Raw genomic sequence first — 209 nt, 5'->3', positions numbered from 1 at the left:
GACGGTGTGCCGAAGTTAAATCGAAATTCGCATTCTTTCAAGAACAGCGGGAAAGATTTGCGATCGATTCCGTTGTATTTTCGCAAGAAACGTTTTGCCTGATTCCAAAAATTCTCAATGCCGTTAATGTGGTTCTGACGGTCGGCAAATTCCTTGGAATGGTTGATGCGGTAATGGATGAAACCGCTCACGTCCAACTTGTCGTAGCT

At 44.5% G+C, this 209-nt stretch carries 1 protein-coding gene; it reads right to left on the bottom strand.

Going from position 1 to position 209, the window contains the following annotated elements; translation table 11 throughout:
- A partial coding sequence (locus HMPREF2608_RS05730; RefSeq protein ID WP_070826289.1) for a transposase occupies nucleotides 1–209 on the bottom strand: 209 nt, incomplete at both ends.

Origin of the sequence: Neisseria sp. HMSC064D07 (genome assembly GCF_001837185.1) — a bacterium.
GTDB classification, from domain to species: domain Bacteria; phylum Pseudomonadota; class Gammaproteobacteria; order Burkholderiales; family Neisseriaceae; genus Neisseria; species Neisseria flavescens_C.
Note: the sequence above shows the minus strand (reverse complement) of the source record. Positions and strands in the feature narration are given on the sequence as shown.